Consider the following 25,243-nt stretch of genomic DNA (forward strand, 5'->3'; position numbering starts at 1 on the left):
CGTCCTGCCGGGCTAATTAGTTTTTTTATTTTCTGTAGCCATAAACAAAGTAATTTACCCTTTCGCTAAATAATGCGCATTATCTCCAAAACATAAAAACACCTGCACATCACAACCATTATTAATGGTTCCTGACTTTGGAGAATGCTATGCCGACCAAAGAATCATCGCCGCCGCTTATTGAGAAGCACACTATTGGCTATATTCCGCCGGAAGATCGCCACGGTAAAACCCGCGATCTCTTTACCCTGTGGTTTGGCGGCAACATCGCGCCGCTGCCGATCGTTACTGGCGCCCTGGGGGTACAGATCTTTCACCTGAATCTGCTGTGGGGGATCGCTGCGATTTTAGTCGGCCATCTGGTCGGCGGGGCGCTGATGGCGCTGCACTCGGCGCAGGGGCCGCAGATGGGGATCCCGCAGATGATCCAGAGCCGCGCGCAGTTTGGATCTTTTGGTTCGCTGCTGGTGGTGGCGATCGCCGGGGTGATGTACGTCGGCTTCTTTGCCTCGAACATCGTGCTGGCTGGGCAGTCGCTGCACGGCATCGCCCCCGCGGTTCCGCTACCGGTGGGGATTGTGATCGGTGCGGTAGGATCCTGCGTGATTGGCATTATCGGCTACCGATGTATTCATATTCTCAACCGAATCGGCACCTGGGTGCTGGGTATCGGCATTATGGTCGGCTTTGGCTACATCTTCACTCATCTGCATACCGCCGATTTCTTAACCCGCGGCGGCTTTTCCTTCTCGGGCTGGCTGGCCACCGTGTCGCTGGCGGCGCTGTGGCAGATTGCCTTCGCCCCGTATGTTTCTGATTATTCGCGATACCTGCCGGCGGATGTGCCCGTCGCCGCGACGTTCTGGACCACCTACCTTGGCTCGACGCTCGGTTCCAGCCTGTCGTTTATTTTCGGCGCGGTAGCGGTGCTGGCAACGCCGGTGGGGCTGGAAACCATGGATGCGGTAAAGCTGGCGACCGGTGCGATAGGCCCGTTGATGCTGGTGCTGTTCCTGCTGAGCGTCATCAGCCATAACGCGCTTAATCTGTATGGCGCGGTGATGTCGGTGATAACCCTGGTGCAAACCTTTCTGTGGCGCTGGATCCCCGGCAGCCGCAGCCGCGCGCTGCTGTCGGTCATCGTGCTTATTTGCTGCGTGGCGGCGGCGATCTTCGCCTCGGCGGACTTTATCAGCCACTTTATCGATCTGGTCCTGGCCCTGCTGGTGGTGCTGGTGCCGTGGACCGCGATTAACCTGATCGATTTCTACGCCATTCACAAGGGCAACTACGATATTAACTCGATATTTCAGGTGGATGGCGGTATCTATGGCCGTTACAACCCGCACGCGCTGCTGGCCTACGCCATCGGCATCCTGGTGCAGATCCCGTTTATGAATACCCCGCTGTACGTCGGCCCGGTCTCGGCGTGGTTTAACGGCGCCGATCTCTCCTGGCTGGTTGGCCTGCTGGTAACCTCGCCGCTGTACTATTGGCTGGCGAGCCGCGATAGCGCCTGGCGTCGCCGTCAGGTTGGCCTCAAGCAGGCGATGGATTAAGTTATAAAGCGGAGCGCCGCTGGCTGGCCTTACGGTACTGCAGCGGCGTCTGGCGCATCATCTTTTTAAAACAGGTAATGAAGTAGGTCACCTCGCCAAATCCCACCGCTAATGCGATGGCATCAATGCTCTCATCGCTATTACGTAGCAGATCGCAACTGCGTTTTATTCGCCGGGTGAGCAAATATTCATGGATATTGCCGCCGGTCTGCTGACGAAAAACCCGCGAGGTGTAGCTGCGCGAAAGTCCGAGGTCGCAAGCCAGCTGGTCAAGAGAAAACTTGCTGGCATAGTGGGCTTCGATCCAGTTCATAATCCGCGAGGCGACGGTCTGCTGGCGCGGCGGGTAGCGTTGCGGCTGCTCGGGTAGAAACGTCATCAGCTGCATCATCAAAAACGCCACCTCGCAGGCGGTGGTCTGCTCGTTATCCTCCAGACGCTGAAACTGTTCAAGGATCCTTTCGATAAATGCCGCGTGCTCGCTGAGGTCGTAAATTTGCGCCGGCAGATTGCTGGCGGCCAGCGCTGCGAACTGGGCCTGATGGCGCGGGAAAGCGCTGAGCGCGCTCTCAACGACCGACTGCTCAATGTGCATGGTGGTGCGGTGATAAGGATTTTTATCGCTATGATCGACCTGCACTTTGTGCAAACGGAAGGGCGGGAAGATAAATAATCGCCCAGGACGGGCGGTGTAGTGCTGGTTATCCACCACCACGATGCCGTAGCCGCTGGAAATATAAAGCAATTCAACGCATTGATGCCAGTGGTAGTAAAGCACGCTGGTGGTATACATGCGATTAAACGAAATGGCCTGCCGATCGAGCGTAATACGTTCCAGCAGTTGCGCTTCGCCCATTTTGCCTCCAGGACAACAGATTTAAATTTTTACGCCATCATTTGCAATTTATCCTCCGCGCGGTCGACAAAATCCAGCAAAAATGAAATGGCGGTTTAATTTTGTGAGTCCGCTCACTCAGCGCCGGGAATAAAAGCGGTTACTCTTCATCCAGACGTCGCACACGTGGCTTGATAAAAGCCTAATAACAATAACTTACCTCTATCCTCGTGTTATGCGGGAGGACCCTGTGCAACCTGAAAACATTCATCTGGATAACCCACTGATAAGCCGGGAAGAGGTGCTACGGCTGGTCAATGAAATGCTGAACGCGGTGGCGCCTTATTTTAAAAACGACGCCAGCCGCATTGATTTAGCGAACTTCACCGCTCACTACGGCCAGCAGGTCGCGAGCATGGAAACCTTTTCCCGCCTGCTGTGGGGTGTGACGCCGCTGTTGGCTGGCGGCAGCGAGCCGCAGTATTTCTCCTTCTATTTACAGGCGATAAAAAACGGCACCAATCCGCAGCATGCCGATTACTGGGGCGAAGTCGCGCCTTACGATCAACGCATTGTCGAGATGGCGGCTTACGGATTATTGCTGGCGCTGGCGGGCGAAACCGTACTGGCGCACTTCACTGCTGCGGAAAAAGAGAACTTATGGCGCTGGTTAAAGCAGTGCGAGACCCAGGATATCCCGGATAATAACTGGCACTTCTTTCCGATTCTGGTGCAGGTTGGCTTTCATTATTGCGGTATGCCGACCAATCCGCAGGCGCGGGAAGATCATTTCGCCGCCATGGAACGTTACTACCTCGGCGATGGCTGGTACTCGGATGGCCCGGGCCGACCGCGCGACTACTACATCTCGATGGGTTTCCATTTCTATGGCCTGATTTACGCGAAGCTGATGGCCGATGTCGATCCGCGACGTTGTGCGGATCTGCGTCAGCGGGCCGCGCGTTTCTCCTCTGACTTCATCCATTTCTTTGCCGATGACGGCGCGGCGATCCCGTTCGGCCGTAGTCTGACCTATCGCTTTGCCGAAGCGGCGTTCTGGAGCGCGGCGGCCTTCGCCGGGCTGGAAGTCTTTTCGCCGGGCGTGATGAAAGGCATCGTGTTGCGCCACCTGCGCTGGTGGCTGAAGCAGCCGATGTTCGACCGCGACGGCGTACTGAGCGTTGGCTACAGCTACCCGAACCTGGCGATGGCGGAAGATTACAACGCGCCGGGTTCACCGTACTGGGGGCTGAAAACCATGCTGGTGCTGGCGTTAGGCGAGGGCGACGCCTTCTGGCAGGCGGCTGAACTGCCGCTGCCGCCGCTGCCCGCGCAGCACACAATAGCCCATGCGGATCAGGTGCTGGTACATCAGGCCGATCACCTGTGGATGCTGACTTCCGGCCAGTTGGAGCTGAACAACTTCGTTAATACCGAGGCGAAATACTGCAAATTTGCCTACTCCACCCGCTTTGGTTTCACCATTGAGCGGGGGCGCTACGGGTTGAACCATGCCGCTCCCGATTCGATGCTGCTGCTGGCCGAAAAGGATAACTACTGGCGCGGCCGCCGCGAATGCGAGCAGGTGGTCACCGCTGATGGCACTATTTACAGCCGCTGGCTGCCGTGGCGCGACGTGGTGATTGATAGCTGGCTACTGGCGCGGGGCGACTGGCAGCTGCGCGTCCATCGCATAACTACCCAGCGCGCGCTGGATTGCGCGGAAGGCGGCTTTAGCCTGGCGAATCGTCCGCTGCCGCAGGCGCAAGAGAGTGACGGCGCCTGCTGCTTACGCAACGCCCGCGATATCTCGGCGATTTTCTGTTTACATCCGCACGCCCGCCGCGGCGAGACGGTGCTGACTCCGCCGAACAGCAATCTGTTGTTCGCCGAACGTGCGGCGGTGCCGGTGCTGCGCGGCGAGCTCGATGCGGGGACGCATTGCCTGGTAAGCGCGGTATGGGCGGGGAATGCCGCCGACTTCGAACCGCAACACTGCCCACAGGCCTTCATTAGCGATGACGCGGTACGCTTCGTGACGGCACGACAAGAAACGACGCTCGTTCTGGCCCCGGAGGCATCGCTATGAGCACATCATCGTCCGTACGCGCCGCGCAGTACAAAATGAGTACCTTTATTTTTCTCTACTTCTTCACCTGGTCATCCAGTTTTGGCCTGTACGCGCTGTGGCTGAGCCAGAAGGTAGGCCTCGATAGCATTACCATCGGCAGCGTGTTCGCCATTAATGGTGTTTTCGCGGTGGTCCTGAAACCGGTGTACGGCTACATCATGGACAAAATCGGCATGAGTAAGTGGCTGCTCTATTTTGTCTGCGCCATTTCCGCGCTGATGGCGCCGTTCTTCGCGCTGGTGTACCAGCCGCTGCTGCAAAGCCACGCGACGCTGGGGATTATCATCGGCGCGCTGTATTTGAGCCTTGGCTGGTACGCCGGGGTGGCGGCTTCCGAATCTTACGCCGACCGCTTTAGCCGCCTGTACGGACTGGAGTTCGGCCGCATCAGAATGTGGGGTTCGCTGGGCTGGGCGATGGCGGCTTCGGTCTCCGGACTGCTGTTTAACTTCACGCCGCTGGCTAACTTTTTGCTCAGCAGCGGCACCTCGGTACTGATGCTGCTGGTGCTGATTAGCCTCAAAATCGGTGATGAGCAACTGCGCAATAACAACGTCATTTCCGCGAATAAGATAGTCTTTGCCGATGTGCTGATGCTGCTGAAAAATCGCAAATTCTGGATGTTCAGCCTCTACGTCGCCGGAGTCGCGTGGATGATGTTCATCGCCGAGCAGCAGTTCCCGCGCTATTTCGTCTCGTTCTTCGCCACCAAAGAGCAAGGGAACGCCTGGTACGGCTATCTGAGTACCGTCCAGTCGGGGATGGAATTCGTGATGATGATGTTTATCCCGTGGCTGGTGAACCATTATGGCGCCAAGCGCGGCCTGCTGTTCTGCGGCTGCGTGGTGGGGGCGCGGCTGATTGCCTCCGGCCTGACCAACGACCCGATAGTCATCTCCATCATCAAACCGTTTTACGGCGTCGAGATCGCGCTGCTGCTGATTTCAGTCTTCAAATACATCGCCGAACACTTCCATCGTCGGGTTAACGCCACGATGTACCTGCTGGGTTACCAGGCGATGATTTATGTCGGATCGATTGTGGTCGCGCCGCCGGCGGGTTACCTGTACGACAAAATCGGCTTTGAGCATACCTATCTGCTGATGGGCTGCTGCGCCCTGACGTTTACGCTGATTTCCGCTTTTACGCTATCGCGCTGCCAGTCGAAGCGCGATGCCTCACGACCCTTTACTCCGGCTTTAGATACCGCCTCGGTTGAACCGGCCAAACATTAATTCAGGAGTTGTTATGACCAAATCTGTTATCACCGAAGCGCTGCGGCCGATAGAACTGCATCAGGTTGACCGCCTGGCGTTGAGCCAGAAGCTGGAAGACGCGCTGGACCGCGTGACGCGCAAGCTCGACAAAAATATCGTTGCCTTCGGCGATAAGTTCCCCGGCGAAGCTTGTGAAAACGGCATCTGGCCGCGTACCGAGAACGTAGAGTGGACCACCAGTTTTTGGCCGGGCCAGCTGTGGCTGGCGTGGGAGATGACCGGCAAAGCGCGCTACCGCGAAGCCGCCGAGCGCTATTTACCGTCGTTCGCCCGGCGTATTGAGCAGCGTATCGACACCGCGACTCACGACCTCGGCTTCCTTTATTCGCTCTCCTGCATCAGCGCCTGGCGGCTCACCGGCAATGAAGCCGCTCGCCAGTCGGCGCTGCTGGCTGCCGAGCGCCTGATGGAGCGTTTTAACCCGACGGCCAAAATTATTCAGGCGTGGGGCGACTTAAACGATCCGGAGCAGCAGGGGCGAATGATCATCGACTGCAATATGAACCTGCCGCTGCTGTACTGGGCCAGCGAGCAGACCGGCGACCCGCGCTACGCGCAGGCGGCAACGGCGCACGCCGGGCAGGCGGCGAACTATATCGTGCGTGAAGACGCTTCGACTTATCACACCTACTATATGGATGTGCAGACCGGCGAGCCGCGCTTTGGTAACACCCATCAGGGCTACAGCGATACTTCATGCTGGTCGCGCGGTCAGGCGTGGGGCATTTACGGTTTCCTGCTGAGCTATCAGCACACCGGCGATAAGCAGATGGTTGAACTGTCGCGCAGCCTGGCGCACTACTTCCTCAACCGTCTGCCGGAAGATGATGTTTGTCATTGGGATCTGGCGCTGCTCGGCACCGATGCCGTGCGCGACAGTTCGGCAGCGGCGATTGCCGCCTGCGGCCTGCTGGAGCTGGTCAAGGCGCTGCCAACGCTCGACGCCAATCGCGCGTATTACGAAGAGATGGCGCTGCGCATTGCGCTGTCGCTGACCGATAACTACCTGGCCCACGACGATGACCCTACCGAAGGGCTGCTGCAACACTCGGTTTATCACATGGGCAGCGGCAAGGGCGTCGATCAATGCTGTAGCTGGGGGGACTATTTCTATCTTGAGCTGCTGGCGCGGCTGCGACAGATTTGGTACCCGTACTGGTAACCCTCAAGGAATGGAGAGCGAGATGAAAAGCGTAGCCGTGTTATTAGCCCCCGGGTTTGAAGAGGGGGAAGCGATAGTCACTATCGATATCCTGCGCCGTCTGAATATTGCGGTGCAGACAATTGCCTGCGGCGAGAGTCGCGAAGTGGTGAGCTACCACGCTATCCCGATGATAGCGGATAGCACCTTGAAGGCCAGCTTCGATCAAACCTTTGATGCCGTGGTGTTGCCGGGCGGCCCGGAAGGCAGTGTTAATCTGGCGAAAAACGCGGAGGTCATTGCCTTCGTTCGCCGCCACGATGAAGCGGGTAAATATATCTGCCCGATTTGCTCCGCCGCCGCCCGCGTGCTGGGCGGCAATGGGCTGCTGAAGGGGCGTCGCTATGTCTGTTCCGGCGATCTTTGGCAGCAGGTGAGCGATGGCGTGTACGTGGATGCCGACGTTGTGGAAGACGGCAATCTGCTCAGCGGCCGGGGGCTGGGCAAGGTATTTGATTTTGCTTTCACCCTGGCGGCGCGGTTACAGGGCGATGAAGCGCCGGCGCGCGAACAGGCGGAACATATTTATTATCCGTGGTAGAGGAAAATAGCCAGTGACTGCTAAAGGCGCCTTAGTGGCGCCTTTTACTTTTGTAGCGCCCTCTCATGTCGCCTGGTTATTAGCGCGTCAAGGATTGCCTTAATCTCACTTAAATGATATTAATTATCATTCTCATAATAAAAACATAATAACAATATTAATACCTGGCAAGGATGTGAGCTTAATGAACAACCACTTTAAGTTAGGCATGAATTAGGGAATAGGTATGAGAATTAACAAGATCCTCTGGCCGCTCACCGCGCTTGTGGTAGGGCTGAATAGCCCGCTATCCGCCGCCAAATCTTCCGACGATAGCGATGAAACGCTGGTCGTTGAAGCCACCGCAGAACAAGTACTTAAGCAGCAGCCGGGCGTTTCAATTATTACCAGCGAAGATATTAAAAAGGACCCTCCGGTCAACGACCTCTCCGATATTATTCGCAAAATGCCGGGGGTGAACCTCACCGGCAACAGCGCGTCAGGCACCCGCGGTAATAACCGCCAAATCGATATTCGCGGTATGGGGCCGGAAAACACCTTAATCCTCATTGATGGCGTCCCGGTGACCTCGCGTAACTCCGTACGCTATAGCTGGCGCGGCGAGCGTGATACCCGCGGCGATACTAACTGGGTACCGCCGGAACAGGTTGAACGTATCGAAGTCATTCGTGGCCCGGCGGCGGCGCGCTATGGCTCCGGCGCGGCGGGCGGGGTGGTGAATATCATTACTAAACGCCCAACCAATGACTGGCATGGCTCGCTCTCGTTATACACCAACCAACCGGAAAGCAGCGATGAAGGGGCCACCCGACGCGCCAACTTTAGCCTGAGCGGGCCGCTGGCCGGCGATGCGTTGACGATGCGTTTGTACGGCAACCTGAATAAAACCGATGCCGACAGCTGGGATATTAACTCTTCCGCGGGGACGAAAAACGCCGCCGGCCACGAAGGGGTACGCAACAAGGATATTAACGGCGTCGTCTCCTGGAAAGTGAATCCGCAGCAAATTCTCGATTTTGAAGCCGGATATAGCCGTCAGGGTAATATCTACGCCGGCGATACGCAAAATAGCTCTTCCAGCGCGGTGACCGAAAGCCTGGCGAAATCTGGCGCAGAGACTAACCGCCTGTATCGGCAGAATTACGGTATTACCCATAATGGGGTCTGGGATTGGGGGCAAAGCCGCTTTGGAGTCTATTACGAAAAAACCAATAACACCCGTATGGATGAAGGTTTATCCGGCGGCGGCGAAGGGCGTATTTCGGCGGATGAGAAATTCACCACTAACCGCCTGACCTCCTGGCGCACCAGCGGCGAACTCAATATTCCGCTGGATCTATGGGTCGATCAGACTCTGACCGTTGGCGCGGAGTGGAACCGCGATGAGCTTGACGATCCCTCTTCCACTGGTTTATCGGTAAATGATAATAACATTGGCGGTATTCCCGGTTCAGCGGCGGATCGCAGCAGTAAAAATCATTCACAAATTAGCGCCATCTATTTTGAAGATAATATTGAACCGACGCCCGGAACCAATATTATTCCCGGCCTGCGTTTTGATTATCTTAATGAGTCCGGCGGCAACTTTAGCCCCAGCTTGAATCTGTCGCAGGAATTAGGTGATTACTTCAAAATTAAAGCCGGGATTGCCAGAACCTTTAAAGCGCCAAACCTCTATCAATCCAGCGAAGGCTATCTGCTCTATTCGAAAGGCAACGGTTGCCCTAAAGATATTACTTCAGGCGGCTGCTACCTGATTGGTAATAAAGATCTCGATCCGGAAATCAGCGTGAATAAAGAGATCGGCCTGGAGTTTGCCCTCGACGATTATCATGCCAGCGTGACTTATTTCCGTAACGATTATCAGAATAAGATTGTGGCCGGCGATGATATTATCGGGCAAACCGCTTCCGGCGCTTATATCCTCCAGTGGCAGAACGGCGGTAAAGCGTTAGTGGACGGCATTGAAGCCAGTATGGCGTTCCCGCTGGTGAAGGATCGTCTGAAATGGAATACCAACGCCACTTACATGATTACCTCGGAACAAAAAGATACCGGCAATCCGCTCTCGGTTATTCCGAAATACACCATCAACAACTCCCTGGACTGGACGATTACCCAGGCATTTTCCGCCAGCGTCAACTGGACGCTGTATGGTAGACAAAAACCGCGTACCCATGCGGAGTCGCTCAGCGAAGATACCGGCGGCCTGTCGGGTAAAGAGCTGGGCGCTTATTCGCTGGTGGGTACCAACTTTAATTACGATATTAATAAAAACCTGCGTCTGAACGTGGGGGTCAGCAATATCTTCGATAAACAGATCTATCGTTCATCCGAAGGGGCGAATACCTATAACGAACCCGGTCGGGCCTATTATGCCGGAGTGACGGCGACATTCTGATCGCATCGTCATCAGTATACTGCCCGCAAACGCGCGGGCAGTATCAATGCTGGGTTAAGGACAACTATACTGTTTGGACGCTTTCTCGCGACTCATATCCAGCAGCGCGCTCTGGAATGAGGCGTTAAACATCGGCCCGTGCCCCAGGCCAGGGAAATCCCAAAAGGTGGCATTAACCCCTTTCTCTTTCAGCGTGGCGAGGGTGGCATGTACTTTAGTTAGCACTTCGGCGGCGTGCGTTGCCCGGTTATCACCCGGCGTCGCTGACCCCTCCATGATGGCCAGGCTTTTGGCGCAATATGATGCGGGCTCGACCGCCGTGATTCGGTTCAGCAGGGCAAAGTTGTCCCGGCCAAGCGAAGGACTGGCACTGTAATATGAGTGGAAGAACGAGGACGAAAGCCAGGAGTCGAGCGCGAACAGGCCGCCGTATGAGTGGCCCCACAGGCCGCGGCGCTGTGGGTTGATTTTCAGCCCTTGCTCCGCCTTAGCGGCTATACGCGTTTCCAGTAATTGACGGAAGTCTTCACTGCCGCCGCTTTTGCGGCCAACATATGTTTCATTATTCTTTCTGACTGCCGGCGTATAGTCGTAGGCCCGGCCGTTAAGATCGAATGGCAGGTTGGTCTGATAACCGACCGCGACGATCACCGGCGGCGATTGCGCCGCCAACTGCTTGAGTAGTTCGTCAGACAGGCGATCCATTACCGCATTACCATCAAGCATATATAGCACGGGATAGCCCGTTGGTGGCGCGGCTTTATTCGGTATGGCCGTCCATACCCGATAGTGGCGAGCGCCGTCGGCGGAATCGAACTGATTGACGCTGAAGTGGTAAAACGCTGAACCCTTATCGGCGATATTGGGCCCCAACGGCTGCATATCCGGTTTTGCTAAGCCTGAAGCGCTATAGCTGAGGGTGAGGCAAGAAAGAACGGCAAAAAGCGCCTTGCGCGGGCGCGTAGAGCGAGACTCGCGGGCATACATCTGATGATTATTCCTTTTCCGCAGGTGAAATTTTAGTTATTCAGAAAGCACATACAGTTGCCTGAAAGCGCTTGCTGGTCAAGTCAACCCTGCAGTAAGCCGAGCCCATCAAGCAAGGCGCCGCGCCACCAGGCGTAATCGTGCCCACCGGTGTAAATGGCGCAATGACTATCAACGCCGGACGCCTGTAGCTGCTGATGAAGCCGCTGGACGTGAGGCACCGTCGAACCTTCCAATGAGCCCACACACAGGCGGATACGTACAGTACGCGGCGGCGCAGACAACACATGTTCGCTGACCCAAGAAGTATCGGTTGCGCTAAATAAATGGGGGCGACTGCCGCCATCTGGCGTCCACCACATGGAAGGCGAATGGCTGAGCACCAGACCGAAAGTTTCCGGCGCATGGCGGGCGGCCATCAGTGCGCTGACGCCGCCGAGGCTCTGCCCGGCCAGGACGGTGCGTGAGCGATCCGCCCATTTTTGTCGCGGCTGTTCGCGGCGAATGGTCGGCAGGAGATGTTCCGCGACGTCCCGTATCAGTTCGCTGCGCCCGCCGAGTATCGTAGTTCGCTCGCGCTCATCGATATTGTCGATACCCAGCAGCGCCACGGGAACAATGCGGCGGCTATCGATCGCGGCGTCGATGGCTGCGCACACCCCAAGATGATCGAACCAGGTTTCGCCATCGGGCAGCACCACTAGCCCCAACGGCTGCGACTTATCAACAGCAGGCAGGTAAAGGCGCACCTGCCGTGATTGCCCGGCAATGATCCGTTCTGAGGTCAGCAAGGTGCCGACGTGGCGGCCTCCGCTCCATTCGGACTGGGCGGGGGCGTTATCAAGCGCCAGCACCGACTCCCGCACGCCGTCGCGAATAGCGATCCCCGGCGTCTTATTGAGCGGATCGGCCTGTCCGGTGAGTGCGGCAAAGCGGCTCCCAAGCTGATTAACAACCTCTTCCGGCGTGCCTGGCGGGATCTCCACCAGTGAATAAGAACCGCAATAGCTGGCCGGCAGGCGCAGCGTCAGGGTCCAGATATCCGTTGCGGGAATCTGGGTCATCAGCCCTTTTGCCACCTGTTCTTTGTCGGTTACCCGGTTTAATCGCAGATAAATGCCTCTGAGCGGATGGCGGGAGCGCCACAAAAAAGTGACTTCACGTTCATCGGCTGCGCCGTCCACCGTTGTTACTAGCGGTACCGGCAGCGATGCGGCCTGCTGCCAGAAATGAGAAAGATCGGTAATGTTGCCGGTAGCCAACTGGCGGCGCAGGCCGGCGATAGCCGCTGAAAACGGCGGATGTGGATTGATATTGAACATTCTATCTCTTTGAAAAATCATGCTACCAGTAAAAATAGCTAAAGCGGCTGTTCTGCGAACAGCCGCTTTAGACGTGTTGATTAAGGTCTAACTCTTACCATCACTATCCCACGATTTCTCCCGTTATGTCGTGTTGGTTGCGTGCATCTGCCGGGCCGACGCTATCGCGCCATAAGCGGGCATAGAGGCCGTTCGCCGCAAGTAATTGCTCGTGGGTACCGTATTCTGCGAGCCGCCCTTTATCGACAACGGCGATCAGATCGCAGCGCTGGGCGGTGGTCAGGCGGTGCGCCACGATTAGCGCCAGGCGCTTTCTGGCACGGGCGACTTCGGTTAACGACGACATGAGGCGCTCTTCCGCGCGGCGATCCAGGCGCGATGTGGCTTCATCGAGCAGCAGGACGTGGGCATTCGCCAACTGGGCGCGAGCTAACGCAATCAACTGACGTTGTCCGGCGGATAAATCCGCGCCGCCATTATTGACTGGCGTGCGGAAACCTTGCGGGAGCTGACGTACCAGCTCAAACAAGCCTGCCTGCCGTGAAGCGATCTCCACTTCGGCATTGCTGCTGGATGGCCGCGAATAACGTATATTCTCCGCAATATCGCCGCTAAAGAGCGCAACATCTTGATCGACCAGACCGATCTGACGGCGGTAATCGGCAAGGGTTGTCGCCGTCATCTGTCGTTCCCCAATGCCGATCGTCCCGCTGGTGGGCGAATAGAGTCCGGCGATAAGTTTAATCAATGTCGACTTCCCGGCGCCGCTGCGGCCAACGACCGCCACGACACTGCCCGCGGGGATGGTCAGGGTGAGCTTGTCCAGCGCTGGCTCAGCGCTGCCGGGATAACGGTACGTAACTTCATCAAGCTGTAATGCACCCGTGGCCGGCGGGGTGGAAGAAGGGGTGACGTTTTCTGTCTCTTCGGTCGCTAACAGTTCATCAATATGTTTACCGCTGGCCGTCGCCTGCTGGAAAGAATCCACAATCCCAGATAATTGCTGTACCGGGCCATAAAACTGCCCCAACAACAGGAAGAATGCCGCCAGCACCCCGGCGGTCATTTCGCCTTCGGCCACCCTCGATGCGCCAACCAGAAGCACGGCGGCATAGGAAGCCTCGGTACAGAAGGTCAGGAATGGGAAGTAGACCGCAAGATATTTCTGCGCGCGTACGCGGGTGGCGCGGAAGCGATCCGATAATGCGCGCAGCCGGGCGGCCTCTTGCTCCTGTTGGCCATGGGATTGCACGACGCGCAGGCCGGAGACTTTCTCCTGCAGAGTGCTATTCACTTTGCCGATTTCAAGGCGCGCCTGGGCATAGGCTGGAGAGCTCAGGCGACGATAAACCCAAGTCGCCAGCGCGACTACCGGCACCGCGCTTAAGGCCGTCAGCGCCATAATGGGGTCGAGCCAGAACATGGCCGCGGCGATGGCGAACATCGTGACCAGGCTGGTGGCCGCGCCGGCAAGGCCGTTTTGCAGAAAGCGGGCGAGGGAGTCAACATCGACGGTCATCCGGGTCAGGCGTGAATCAACGTGCTTTTCATGCCAGGGGAGGGCAAGACGCAGCATATGGCCGAAGCTGCGCAAGCGTACCGTATGTTGAACCGACTCCGCCGCTCTGGCGGCGAAGATAGTCTGTAGTGAATAACAACACCAGCTTATAACCACCAGGCACAGGGCGAGCAGGGCGCAGACGCCGATAGTCGCCATATCGCCTGCGGCAACCCCCGAGTCAATACCGCGCTGCAGCAGTATTAACACGCCGACGCCAGCGGCAGAATCCAGCGCGATCAGCAGGGCGGCGATGATGAACATCCACGCCACCGGCCGCAGCAGCGAGGTAAATCTACGCCCCTCTCCGGCCAGCGCCTGTTGAACCGCCTGTTCCGGCACGCGGGTCATGCGGGCGACAAAACCGTTGCCGTCAGCTTCCGGCAACGCTTGCGGCTCCTCGTTCTGCATCTCTGGCGTTGTTGGCCACAGATCGCGGCAGCCGCCGGCGCCAGGTTCGAGGAAATCCCCGTCGCCGGTCATCAGCGCGCGGAACGCCGGGCAGCGAGACTCAAGCTCAGCCTGGCTGCCGATGTCCACCACTTGCCCTTTATCCAACACCACAATTCGACTGGCCAACCGCAGCGTCGCCCGGCGGCGGGCAATCACCAACAGCATGTGTTGGTCATCGGCGTAACGACCCAGCGCGGCATTGATCTCCGCTTCGGTACCGGCATCTACCGCCGATGTGGTGTCATCGAGAATTAACAGTTCCGGTGCGGTAATCAGCGCCCGCGCCAACGCGATGCGTTGCCGCTGTCCACCGGAGAGGTTAGTGCCGCGCTCGGTTAGGCGGGTATCGAAGCCTTTTGGTAAGGCATTGATAAACTCGCTGGCGCCTGCCGCCGCCGCCGCGCGGCGAATATCTTCCATCGTCGCCTGCGGGTGGCCGTAGGCGATATTTTCCGCGACCGTTCCGGCAAACAGAAAGGCGTCTTCAAATACCACCCCCACCTGACGGCGTAACGCCTCAAGCTTGAGATCGCGAAGGTTCTGCCGACCGGCGCTGGTGTGTAGCCAAATATCGCCAGCGCTGGGATCGTAAAAGCGCGCCAGCAGCATTAGCAGCGTCGATTTACCGGATCCTGACGCGCCGACTACCGCCAGCGTTTCACCCGCCTGTAGGGAGAAGGAAACATCGCTCAGGATACGGCTGCCGCCGCCATAACCGAAGTTCACTTTTTCTAGCTGCAGGCCAATAACGCGACCATTGAGCGCTTCGCTACCGTCAACCATTTGCGAACGGGTGTCGATCAGAGCGAATACCCGTTCTACGGATGCCTGGGTACGTTGGGCGATCACCAGGAACGACGCCAGCACGCGGGTGGGTCCGGTCAACATAGCGAGGAAACTGGCAAAGGCCACGAAGGTCCCGAGGTCAATTCGCCCGTGCATCACTGACCAGCCGCCATAGCACAGTAGAACGATTTGCCCGAGCACCGGCAGCGCCAGCATGGTAGCGCCAGGCATCGCCTGCGAGATGGCCGCGCCGATGCGCACGCGCACCATCTGCCGCGACTGACGATCCAGCCAGCGCGTTTCGCGCAGTTCCGCCACGCAGGATTTCACCACCGAGATCTGCGCCAGAACTTCGCGCATGTGCTCGGTCAGATTCGCCAGCCGGTCTGAAGCTAGCCCCGTCTGTGCGAATACCCGGCGACGGGCGCGCAGCGCGGTAATGGCAAGACACGCCAGCACGCAGACCACGATTAGCGTCATGGCCGGCGACATCCACAGCATCACGGCAATACCGGCGATGTAGTAGGTGAATACCGCCAGCGGTACCGGAGCCATCTGCAATAGGGTATGCATCTGCTGCAGATCGCTATTGGTCCGTGAAATCACCTGTCCGGTACGCAGCGCGTCCTGGCCTGCGCCATCGAGCTTTTGAATACTGTCGAACGCTCGTCCTCGCAGGGTGTGCTGCACCCACAGCGATAGCTCGCCAGCATAGCCGCGTCGTACATAGTTACCGATGAAATCCAAAAAGGCGATCAGTAGCAGCCCGCAGGCCAGCCACGGCAGGTGGGTAGGATTTCCCGCCAGCGCATCATTTACCGCCTGTCGTGTCAGTAGCGGCGTCAGCGCGGCCAGCAGAATGGTCGACACCGACGCCACCACTACGATGGCGCTAAGTTTCTTACGTTCCCAGCACACGCGCGCAAGGCGGATTATCCATGACCGCGCGGGTGTGGGAGAGTGAGTCGCAGGCATTAAGCCTCCTCCGTCAATTTAAAGATGAAATCCGCCACGGCGGCCATTACCTTTTTTGCGCCATGGCGGCCAGTTCTTTCGCCACCTCGGTTGGGCAGGCCTGCGCCGCCATTTCCGCCGCCACCTCTTCAGAGGCCGTACGTAATGCGCGATCGTCGAGGAAAGCATTGATCATGCTGCTCGACAGACCTCCGTCGCCGGGGATGATCCCGCAGCCGCGATCGACTACCGCGCGGGCGTTTACTGGGCGATCGGCCCCCTGGCCGAAAACGATCTGTGGAATACCCGCGTGCAGCGCCGTCAGGGTGTTGCCAGCGCCGCCGTGATGGATAAAACCATCGGCACCGTTGAGGAAGGCGCCCATCGGGATCCAGTCAACCAGGCGAACGTTTGACGGTAACGCGCGTAGATCGGAGCGCGCATTGGCTGAGAGATGCAGAATGATCTCGGCATCGACTTCACTGGCGGAATCCATCACCCAGGAGATCAGATCGAGGCCATCGACCATCGGTTTGACGGTGCCCAGGCTGACCAGTAGCCTTTTGCGATCGGGCGTGCGTTCCCACCATTCCTCCCAAACCGCACCGCCGTTATACGGCACGTATTGCATGGGAATGATCGGTTCGCCATCGTTTTGCAGGATACTCATACTCGGCGGCGTCACGTCGATCCACGCCATATCCTGCGGCGGAGCTTCGACGCCGTGGCGGCGGTAGGCGTCAGCGAGCGAGCGCGTTACACCTTTGATATGCCAGGGGGTGTGGCCGAAGCCGACGGTTTGCATGACTACCGGGATATCGTATTTGGCGGCGATCAGCGGCCCGACGACCCCGAGGGGAGGATAGACGATAAGGTCGGGCCGCCAGTGTCCGGCAAACTCCACCAGTTGGTCGGCCATCTCTTCGCTGAAGAACGAGAAGTTGCCCATTTTAGTGCCGATGTTACTTTCCTTTCGCTGCGCCTCGCGACGGCGATAATCGGCCTCCGAATCGAAGCCGGGCGCGGCATCGAACACCACCAGCCCTGCCTCGGCCGCCTTTTGGGCGAATTTACCGCTACTGGCGATAAGCACTTCATGACCGTTAACGCGAAATGCCTGCGCCAAAGACAGCACCGGATACAGCAGCCCATAGAGTGGCGGGCCAACAAACAGAATACGCATGAGAAAATCCCTCTCCGCTTGACGAACTAATTCAGGAAGTCGACGCAGTCAATATGCCGGCCAGCGCGAAGTTAACTATCGTTAACCCGGCTGTGCCTGGCGCTGCGCCATTTTTTAGTTTCGCCAGCGCGGCGCACGGCAACGCCGGCGACCCTATCGCAGGCGGTGAATCCGTAGCGCGCGCTGACGAATCGGGAATTCCCTGTCCCGACTTCCATTAACGCTTGCGCGTCATTGTCCTGATGAACGGTCTGACGCCCCGCCGCACTGCCACGGCGGCTTGTAAGGCCGCATTTGCCGGATGAGAGGCCGGTCAACGCGCTGGGCGATGTCCGTAATTCCTGAAGACACCGTGTCGCATCATCCTGATAGCGTCGCCTTCGCGGGTCGGTAAGGGACAAAGCGCCGTTGTTCAGACGATGCTCGTTCCCTTACGGCCTCGGTATACCTTGCCAAATAAATCACCAATGCAAATGCTAATGAGAATAATTACCAATATCATTTGCAAATTGCAATGATAAGTAAAAACTTAATGGAACGGGTAAACGTTTATAGGACAAATCGCAGGTGAGCTTTTCAGGAGGGGCGATGGGTTCCAGTAAGTGATGTTGTTCTGCAGGAACAAAGGCCAATTGGTTGTTTTTTTTATTCCGGAAAGCGGCTGCTTACCGCTCTTCATTACCCGTGTAGGATTTGTGATATGATGAAAAAGCGAAACTTTTTCTCTTTTTTCCAGGTTAAACGATACTTATGAGCGCGTTCGATCACTCGTCAGATGACACCCAGGAAACTATCGGCAACAGCCTGCGCCGACGCCCACTGGCGCGCAAAAAGTTGTCTGAAATGGTGGAAGAAGAGTTGGAGCAGATGATTCGTCGCGGCGAGTTTGGCGAAGGTGGACAGCTTCCCTCCGAACGTGAGCTGATGGCGTTTTTTAACGTCGGGCGCCCGTCGGTACGTGAAGCGCTGGCTGCGCTCAAGCGTAAGGGCCTGGTGCAAATCAACAATGGCGAACGTGCGCGAGTCTCGAGACCGTCGGCGGACACCATCATTTCCGAGCTTTCCGGGCTGGCGAAGGATTTTCTCTCCGCGCCTGGCGGTATCGCGCATTTCGAGCAGTTACGTCTTTTTTTCGAATCAAGCCTGGTGCGCTATGCGGCTGAGAACGCCACGGATGAGCAGATTTCCCTGTTAAGCAAGGCGCTGGAGATTAACGGCCAGTCGCTGGATGATAACGCGCAATTTATTCGCTCAGACGTCGATTTCCACCGCGTGCTGGCGGAGATCCCCGGCAACCCTATCTTTATGGCGACGCATGTTGCTTTGCTTGACTGGCTAATCGCCGCGCGGCCGAAAGTGTCGGAGCAAGAGCTTCATCATCACAATAACGTCAGTTTTCAAGAGCATATCGCCATATTTAACGCCATACGCGATCGCGATCCGGACGAAGCCGATCGTGCGTTGCAAACCCACCTCAAAAGTGTTTCCGCCACCTGGCGTGCCTTAGGTAAATCCAAAAAATCCGCTAAATGATCCCTGCCTCGCGATCGGTTTAGTGAACTCGATCGCACAATAAGCTTTCCCTATTGTACTGCTTTAAAAACGATCTGGTATAACAGGTATAAAGGTACACAGTTAATCCAGTCAAACATCATTACGAGGTATATATGGTTAGCCATTTACGTGGCGTGATGCCCGCGCTTCTGACCCCATTCGACGCACAGCAGAACATCGATCGGGCGAGCCTGCGTCGGTTAGTGCGTTTCAATATTGAGCAGGGCGTCGATGGGGTTTACGTCGGCGGATCGACCGGGGAGGCCTTCGTTCAGAGCCTGTCCGAGCGCGAAGAAGTCCTTGAAATCGTAGCGGAAGAGGCGAAAGGGAAAATTACCTTAATTGCGCATGTTGGTTGCGTCAGTACGGCGGAAAGCCAGCAGCTGGCGGTGGCGGCTAAGCGCTATGGTTTTGATGCGGTTTCCGCGGTAACGCCGTTCTACTACCCGTTCAGCTTTGAAGAGCACTGCGATCATTATCGCGCAATTATTGATTCTGCTGATGGGATACCGATGGTGGTCTACAACATTCCGGCGCTGAGTGGGGTAAAACTGACCTTAGAGCAGATTAACCAACTGGTGACATTACCGGGGGTGGGCGCGTTAAAACAAACGTCTGGCGATCTCTATCAAATGGAGCAAATCCGTCGCGCGCATCCGGAACTGGTGCTCTACAACGGCTATGACGAAATTTTCGCTTCCGGCTTGCTGGCGGGCGCTGACGGCGGGATCGGTAGTACCTATAACATTATGGCCTGGCGCTATCTGGGGATCGTGCAGGCGCTGAAAGAGGGCGACACCGCGAAGGCGCAGCAGCTGCAGCATGAGTGTAATAAGGTCATCGATCTGTTAGTCAAAGTGGGCGTATTCCGTGGACTGAAAACGGTGCTGCACTATATGGATGTGCTCTCCGTACCACTCTGCCGTAAACCGTTTGCGCCGGTAGAGGATAAATTCCAGGCCGAATTGAAAGCGCTGGCGCAGCAGTTAATGCAGGAGCGCGGCTGATTTCTCGCCGGAGACGCTCATAAACTGCGCTTTCGATGAGAGATTCAATCAGACATCTGAAGCGGGCGTCATCCGGCAACAACGATATTCAATTCATACCAAAGCGAGTGGGCGCAGCCCATCGCGGGAGACTCACCATGAGTACAACAACCCAGAATATCCCGTGGTATCGTCATCTTAACCGGGCGCAGTGGCGGGCATTTTCCGCTGCCTGGTTAGGGTATTTGCTTGATGGTTTTGATTTTGTCTTAATCGCCCTGGTGCTCACTGAGGTTCAGGGGGAATTCGGTTTAACGACGGTGCAGGCGGCAAGCCTGATTTCCGCCGCTTTTATCTCTCGCTGGTTTGGCGGCTTGATGCTCGGGGCAATGGGGGATCGCTACGGTCGCCGCCTGGCGATGGTGACCAGCATTGTTCTTTTTTCGTTGGGTACGCTGGCCTGCGGTTTTGCCCCTGGCTACACCTCTCTCTTTATTGCCCGGCTGGTTATTGGGATGGGCATGGCGGGAGAATATGGCTCCAGCGCCACCTATGTTATTGAAAGTTGGCCGAAACACTTGCGGAACAAGGCGAGTGGATTTCTGATCTCTGGCTTCTCGGTTGGCGCCGTCGTCGCCGCGCAGGTTTATAGTCTGGTGGTGCCCGTTTGGGGCTGGCGTGCGCTCTTTTTCATCGGCATTGTCCCCATCGTTTTTGCCCTCTGGCTGCGTAAAAACATTCCGGAAGCGGAAGACTGGAAAGATAAGCACGAAGGTAAAGCGCCGGTACGTACGATGGTCGATATTCTCTATCGCGGCCAGCATCGGGTGCTAAACATCATCATGACCTTTGTGGCAGGCGCGTCGTTATGGTACTGCTTTGCCGGCGAGGCGCGTATTGCCGGGTTGGTTGCGCTGCTGGGCCTGGTATGCGCCATTATCTTCATCAGTTTCATGGTGCAAAGCAGCGGTAAACGCTGGCCGACCGGCGTGATGCTGATGGTTGTGGTGCTCTTCGCTTTCCTCTACTCCTGGCCGATTCAGGCGCTGCTGCCTACTTATCTGAAAACTGAACTGGCCTATGATCCACATACTGTTGCTAACGTATTGTTCTTTAGCGGCTTTGGTGCAGCCGTCGGCTGCTGCGTCGGCGGTTTCCTCGGCGACTGGCTGGGGACCCGTAAAGCTTACGTTTGCAGTTTACTGGCTTCACAACTGCTGATCATTCCGGTATTTGCGATAGGCGGAACAAATGTCTGGATCCTCGGTTTGTTACTTTTCTTCCAGCAAATGCTGGGTCAAGGAATTTCAGGGATCTTACCGAAGCTGATCGGCGGTTATTTCGAAACCGATCAGCGTGCTGCGGGTCTGGGGTTTACCTACAACGTTGGTGCTTTGGGCGGCGCGTTAGCGCCGATTCTCGGGGCGTTAATTGCTCAACGCCTGGATTTAGGCACCGCGCTGGGTTCGCTCTCCTTTAGCCTGACCTTCGTGGTGATCCTACTTATCGGGCTTGATATGCCAACCCGCGTCCAGCGGTGGATCCGCCCGGAAGCCATGCGTACCCATGATGCGATCGATGGCAAACCGTTTAGCGGCGCAGTGCCGTTTGGTAGCGGTAAAAGCATATTAGCGAAAAGTAAAAATTAATCGTGGCGCCGGCCAATCACGAATGTTTGCCTAAGGATATGATGATGTCACTACTTGAACAGCTTAATAAAAACATTGCGCAATCTGGTGGGTTGATTGTTTCCTGCCAGCCTGTACCAAATAGCCCGCTGGATAAGCCTGAGATTGTCGCCGCGATGGCCCTGGCGGCGGAGCAGGCAGGGGCGGTCGCGCTGCGTATTGAAGGCATTGAGAATTTACGTGCCACCCGCGCCGTCGCTTCTATTCCTATCATCGGGATTATGAAACGCGATCTCGACGATTCGCCAGTCCGGATCACCCCGTTCCTTGACGATGTTGATGCGCTGGCGCAAGGCGGGGCGGATATTATCGCCGTGGATGGTACCGATCGCCTGCGTCCGGTTACCGTTGCGGCACTGCTGGCGCGAATTCATCAACATGCTTTGCTGGCGATGGCCGACTGTTCAACTTTTGAAGATGGGATGGCTTGCCAGCAGCAGGGGGCCGACATTATCGGGACGACGCTTTCTGGCTACACGACGGCGAAAACGCCGGAAGAACCCGATTTCGCTCTGGTGAAAACACTTAGCGAGGCCGGATGCCGGGTGATTGCGGAGGGGCGCTATAACACCCCAGCGCAGGCGGCAACTGCAATGCGTCAGGGGGCATGGGCCGTGACCGTTGGCTCCGCTATCACTCGTCTTGAGCATATCTGCCAGTGGTATAACTCGGCGTTAAAAAAGGCGGTGTCATGACTACGCTTGCTATTGATATCGGCGGAACCAAACTCGCCGCCGCGCTGGTGGATGATGACCTGAACCTCCTTAAACGCCGCGAGTTGCCGACACCCGCCAGCAAAATGCCGGAAGCGCTATGTTCGGCGCTGCAAGAGCTGATCGTGCCGTTGTTTGCTCGCGCCCAGCGAGTGGCAATTGCCTCTACCGGAATAATTAGCGGCGGCGTGCTGTCGGCCATCAATCCCCACAATCTGGGCGGTTTGCAACATTTTCCGCTGACGCAGACCCTGGAAAAAATCACAGGCCTACCCACACTGGCGGTTAACGATGCGCAAGCTGCGGCATGGGCGGAATACCATGCTCTGGGGGATGAATGTCGCGACATGGTTTTCATCACGGTATCCACAGGTGTGGGGGGGGGTGTAGTGAGTAATGGTCGGCTAATCACCGGGGATGGTGGTCTCGCCGGCCATCTGGGCCATACGTTAGCGGACCCGAGTGGACCGCTATGCGGTTGTGGTCGGCGCGGCTGCGTAGAGGCTGTTGCTTCCGGACGTGGAATGGCGGCCGCAGCCCAAGGAGAACTCAGCGGGTGTGATGCGAAAACGATTTTCATCCGTGCCGGGAAGGGTGATGAGCAGGCTATTGGGCTTATTCATCATTCGGCACAGACGTTAGCGAGGTTGATTGCTGATGTGAAAGCGACAACGGATTGCCAGCGCGTGGTGGTCGGTGGCAGCATCGGCCTGGCGGAAGGTTATCTGGAGATGGTGAGAGCTTACCTTGCGCAGGAACCGTCGGTATATCACGTAATGTTACAACCCGCGCATTACCGACATGACGCGGGATTGCTGGGAGCGGTGTTACTGGCTCGGGAGAATAACTCATGATAGCAGGTGATATTGGAACGCTAACCGCCTCCGGGATACATCCCGTTTTAGCCGAAGCGTTGATGCTGGCGGTAGCCGCTTGTCCACAGGAGAAATCTCCTGGACGTTTCAATCTACGCGGTGACGATATTTTTATGAATGTCATGGTATTTACTACCCAGCCAGCGGAAAGTAAAAAATCGGAACAGCATGCGCAATATATCGATATTCAACTGTTGCTAAGCGGTGAAGAACGTATTCTGTGGGGAATGGTAAATTGTGCACAGCAGTGCGAAGCGATACATGTTGAAGAGGATTATCAGTTGTGTAATGCGATTGAAAATCAGCAGGCCATTACGCTACGGCCTGGTAATTTCGTGATATTTATGCCTGGTGAGCCGCATAAACCTGGATGTATTACGACATTGCCGCAGGAGATTAAAAAGGTAGTCGTTAAGGTTAATGTTAGCCTTTTGCAAAACGAATACTGATGCTGAGATTATTCCTGGTTTTGTTTGTGTAATGTGTTCTTCATTTAAATCTGCAAAATTTAAACTAGCTTATTAGGGGGCTCCTTTTCTTAAAACATGCAATATAGGGACTGTTATGGCTATTGATATGTATCTGAAGGTTGATGGGGTAACCGGTGAATCTAACGACTCAAATCATAAAAATTGGATAGATGTTTTGTCATTTAGCTGGGCGGCTGAGCAGCCTGGGAATATGAGCGTTGGCGGCGGTGGCGGAGCGGGTAAAGTTAATTTTCAGGACCTTTCGGTACAAGCATTGATAGATAAAGCAACGCCAGCAGTTCTCAAGTTTTGCGCTAGCGGTAAACATGTCGCTAAAGTCGAACTATCAATTTGCAAAGCCGGCGGCTCGCAAATTGAGTATTCGCGTGTTGTCCTTGAAGATGTTCTGGTGACGAAAACCAGTTTTAGCGGTGTGGGTCATACCGACACTATTATGGTGAATTACCTGTTTCAGGCATCTAAAGTTAATCTGCATTATTGGGAGCAGTCTTCTCAAGGGACCAAAGGCGCAGAAACTAAATCGGGTTGGGATATCAAACAGAATAAAGAAATTTAATCGACGCTGGAGCGCCTGCAATGCCAGATATTACCTCCGAGATAAATGCGGTTCTCTCCGATCATTCCCGGTTTGACGCGGAGCAGCTGGATATTATTATTTCATTCGTCAATGAACTGGATAAAGGAACATTGAGTCAGTTTGAGAACGCTCCGGATCGCACGATTATGGATACCTATGAGCGGTTGCTTTCTGCCAGTAAAGAGCCTGCCAGAAGACAACGCGACGAAGAATACGAACTGGAATCTCTGACGGGGGCCAGTCGTCGTACTGCTACCATGAGCAATCATGCCGCGTTTTTTGATCGCTTCAGAACAACGCCTGCGCATATGTATGGTTACGGCGGTAACGTCTACCGGGATCAGACTAAAAGCTATTATGATGTAGCCGGTAAAATACTGGCAGGCATTGGCGGGCTCGCTTCTTTTGGCGCAGGTACAGCCGCCATCGCCGCCTCGCAGGCGGGTTCGTCGCTTTCGGGTATAGCAGCGCGTTATGCGTTATCTTCTGTCGGCGCGACCGGCCTGGCCGCTGGCGCGATGGCGTTGCTCCGTAATAATTTTTCCGATGTTCAGGTTGCGACGAATAAAGATTTCCTCGAAACCATCAAGTCTATCGCCAAGCTAAGAAACAAGCTGAATGATTTCTTCCAGGGCCTCAACAACAAAGTCTATTCGGATAAGACAAAAGCAGAAACGGCGCTCAACAATGAAATGAGGTCACATCCGTTACGTTTTGGTGTCGGTTCAGGAAGTCAGGTAGTACATGCAAACCTGGCCCCTATTCAACGTTTGGTCACTCAGGACTTTGTTACCGTAAACCACGAAATCAGAGCCAAAATTCTGCCGAAGGGTACAAATTCAGCCTGGAGTGTTGCGGTTTCGAGCTCAGAAATGGGTTGGGATGAACGGGTATTGGACCAGTCTAACATGGGCATTCTGCAGCAGGTCGTTCATCAGCTTTAACGCGGTTATGTTGGCGGCGAAGGGGACGACGTTCGATGGAGAGTCCGGCCGCAGAAAAGCAAAAACCCGCCTTTTGGGCGGGTTCTTTAAATAGTGGTGCCCGGACTCGGAATCGAACCAAGGACACGGGGATTTTCAATCCCCTGCTCTACCGACTGAGCTATCCGGGCAACGGGGCGCATTAAACCTGATTCACCGCGCCTCGTCAACGAAATTTATAAATTTCG

Annotated in this window: 19 protein-coding genes and 1 tRNA gene; 14 read left to right on the forward strand and 6 right to left on the reverse strand. The window is 56.0% G+C overall.

Annotated features, from left to right (window positions below; translation table 11 throughout):
- Positions 1–149: 149 nt before the first annotated feature.
- Positions 150–1,559 carry a purine-cytosine permease family protein gene (locus PGR10_RS11270; protein WP_047055790.1) on the forward strand — a complete coding sequence of 470 codons (1,410 nt, stop codon included), beginning with the start codon at positions 150–152 and terminating at the stop codon, positions 1,557–1,559.
- A gap of 1 nt (position 1,560) precedes the next feature.
- Here the strand turns inward: PGR10_RS11270 and PGR10_RS11275 are convergent, their stop codons facing one another.
- Positions 1,561–2,415, reverse strand: coding sequence for an AraC family transcriptional regulator (locus PGR10_RS11275; protein WP_015369696.1), 855 nt, complete (start codon positions 2,413–2,415; stop codon positions 1,561–1,563).
- Positions 2,416–2,644: 229 nt separating this feature from the next.
- Here PGR10_RS11275 and PGR10_RS11280 point away from each other — a divergent pair, with 229 nt between their 5' ends.
- From PGR10_RS11280 to iroN, 5 genes are all read left to right on the forward strand, one after another.
- Complete coding sequence (locus PGR10_RS11280; protein WP_430923476.1) at positions 2,645–4,483, forward strand: DUF2264 domain-containing protein; 1,839 nt, start codon at positions 2,645–2,647, stop codon at positions 4,481–4,483.
- Positions 4,480–5,760: an oligosaccharide MFS transporter gene (locus PGR10_RS11285; RefSeq protein WP_015369698.1), complete on the forward strand. Its 1,281-nt coding sequence runs from the start codon at positions 4,480–4,482 to the stop codon at positions 5,758–5,760. The genes PGR10_RS11280 and PGR10_RS11285 overlap by 4 nt, the downstream gene beginning before the upstream one ends.
- A 13-nt stretch (positions 5,761–5,773) precedes the next feature.
- Entirely contained in the window at positions 5,774–6,964 is a 1,191-nt protein-coding gene (locus PGR10_RS11290; protein ID WP_395226642.1) for a glycoside hydrolase family 88 protein, read from the forward strand.
- 22 nt (positions 6,965–6,986) lie between these two features.
- Entirely contained in the window at positions 6,987–7,544 is a 558-nt protein-coding gene (locus PGR10_RS11295) for a DJ-1/PfpI family protein (RefSeq protein ID WP_113373056.1), read from the forward strand.
- A 226-nt stretch (positions 7,545–7,770) separates the two neighbouring features.
- On the forward strand, positions 7,771–9,945 hold the full coding sequence (iroN, locus tag PGR10_RS11300) for a siderophore salmochelin receptor IroN (RefSeq protein WP_430923478.1): 2,175 nt from the start codon (positions 7,771–7,773) through the stop codon (positions 9,943–9,945).
- A gap of 54 nt (positions 9,946–9,999) precedes the next feature.
- Here iroN and PGR10_RS11305 read toward each other — a convergent pair whose 3' ends face one another.
- From PGR10_RS11305 to iroB, 4 genes are all read right to left on the reverse strand, one after another.
- Positions 10,000–10,932 carry an alpha/beta hydrolase gene (locus PGR10_RS11305; RefSeq protein WP_430923479.1) on the reverse strand — a complete coding sequence of 311 codons (933 nt, stop codon included), beginning with the start codon at positions 10,930–10,932 and terminating at the stop codon, positions 10,000–10,002.
- Between the two features lie 83 nt (positions 10,933–11,015).
- Positions 11,016–12,254, reverse strand: a complete 1,239-nt coding sequence (locus tag PGR10_RS11310; RefSeq protein ID WP_430923480.1) for an alpha/beta hydrolase-fold protein — start codon at positions 12,252–12,254, stop codon at positions 11,016–11,018.
- A 103-nt stretch (positions 12,255–12,357) separates the two neighbouring features.
- The gene (iroC, locus tag PGR10_RS11315; RefSeq protein WP_430923481.1) at positions 12,358–16,026 is read right to left on the reverse strand and encodes a salmochelin/enterobactin export ABC transporter IroC; all 3,669 of its coding nucleotides are present in this window, start codon (positions 16,024–16,026) and stop codon (positions 12,358–12,360) included.
- A 46-nt stretch (positions 16,027–16,072) separates the two neighbouring features.
- A complete protein-coding gene (iroB, locus tag PGR10_RS11320; protein ID WP_113373051.1) occupies positions 16,073–17,188 on the reverse strand; it encodes a salmochelin biosynthesis C-glycosyltransferase IroB in 1,116 nt (371 codons plus the stop codon).
- Positions 17,189–17,938: 750 nt separating this feature from the next.
- Here iroB and nanR point away from each other — a divergent pair.
- The 8 genes from nanR (at position 17,939) to PGR10_RS11360 (ending at position 25,016) form a co-directional block, all read left to right on the forward strand.
- On the forward strand, positions 17,939–18,721 hold the full coding sequence (gene nanR, locus PGR10_RS11325; protein ID WP_015369707.1) for a transcriptional regulator NanR: 783 nt from the start codon (positions 17,939–17,941) through the stop codon (positions 18,719–18,721).
- 134 nt (positions 18,722–18,855) lie between these two features.
- A complete protein-coding gene (gene nanA, locus PGR10_RS11330) occupies positions 18,856–19,749 on the forward strand; it encodes an N-acetylneuraminate lyase (protein ID WP_015703468.1) in 894 nt (297 codons plus the stop codon).
- A gap of 137 nt (positions 19,750–19,886) precedes the next feature.
- Complete coding sequence (locus PGR10_RS11335; protein ID WP_113373049.1) at positions 19,887–21,377, forward strand: MFS transporter; 1,491 nt, start codon at positions 19,887–19,889, stop codon at positions 21,375–21,377.
- A gap of 44 nt (positions 21,378–21,421) precedes the next feature.
- The gene (locus PGR10_RS11340) at positions 21,422–22,111 is read left to right on the forward strand and encodes an N-acetylmannosamine-6-phosphate 2-epimerase (RefSeq protein WP_113373048.1); all 690 of its coding nucleotides are present in this window, start codon (positions 21,422–21,424) and stop codon (positions 22,109–22,111) included.
- Positions 22,108–22,983 (forward strand): N-acetylmannosamine kinase, encoded by an 876-nt coding sequence (nanK, locus tag PGR10_RS11345; RefSeq protein ID WP_113373047.1) that lies wholly within the window; start codon positions 22,108–22,110, stop codon positions 22,981–22,983. Before PGR10_RS11340 ends, nanK begins: the two co-directional genes overlap by 4 nt.
- Positions 22,980–23,453 (forward strand): N-acetylneuraminate anomerase, encoded by a 474-nt coding sequence (gene nanQ / locus PGR10_RS11350; protein WP_015703464.1) that lies wholly within the window; start codon positions 22,980–22,982, stop codon positions 23,451–23,453. Before nanK ends, nanQ begins: the two co-directional genes overlap by 4 nt.
- Positions 23,454–23,568: 115 nt before the next feature.
- Complete coding sequence (locus PGR10_RS11355) at positions 23,569–24,051, forward strand: Hcp family type VI secretion system effector (RefSeq protein ID WP_015369713.1); 483 nt, start codon at positions 23,569–23,571, stop codon at positions 24,049–24,051.
- A 20-nt stretch (positions 24,052–24,071) separates the two neighbouring features.
- Entirely contained in the window at positions 24,072–25,016 is a 945-nt protein-coding gene (locus PGR10_RS11360) for a transcriptional regulator (RefSeq protein WP_113373046.1), read from the forward strand.
- A gap of 94 nt (positions 25,017–25,110) precedes the next feature.
- On the opposite strand, the gene PGR10_RS11365 is transcribed toward PGR10_RS11360, so the two are convergent.
- Positions 25,111–25,186: transfer RNA gene (locus PGR10_RS11365), tRNA-Phe, on the reverse strand.
- Between the last annotated feature and the right edge of the window lie 57 nt (positions 25,187–25,243).

It is taken from the genome of Klebsiella sp. 141198, from assembly GCF_050600785.1.
Taxonomy (GTDB): domain Bacteria; phylum Pseudomonadota; class Gammaproteobacteria; order Enterobacterales; family Enterobacteriaceae; genus Klebsiella; species Klebsiella aerogenes.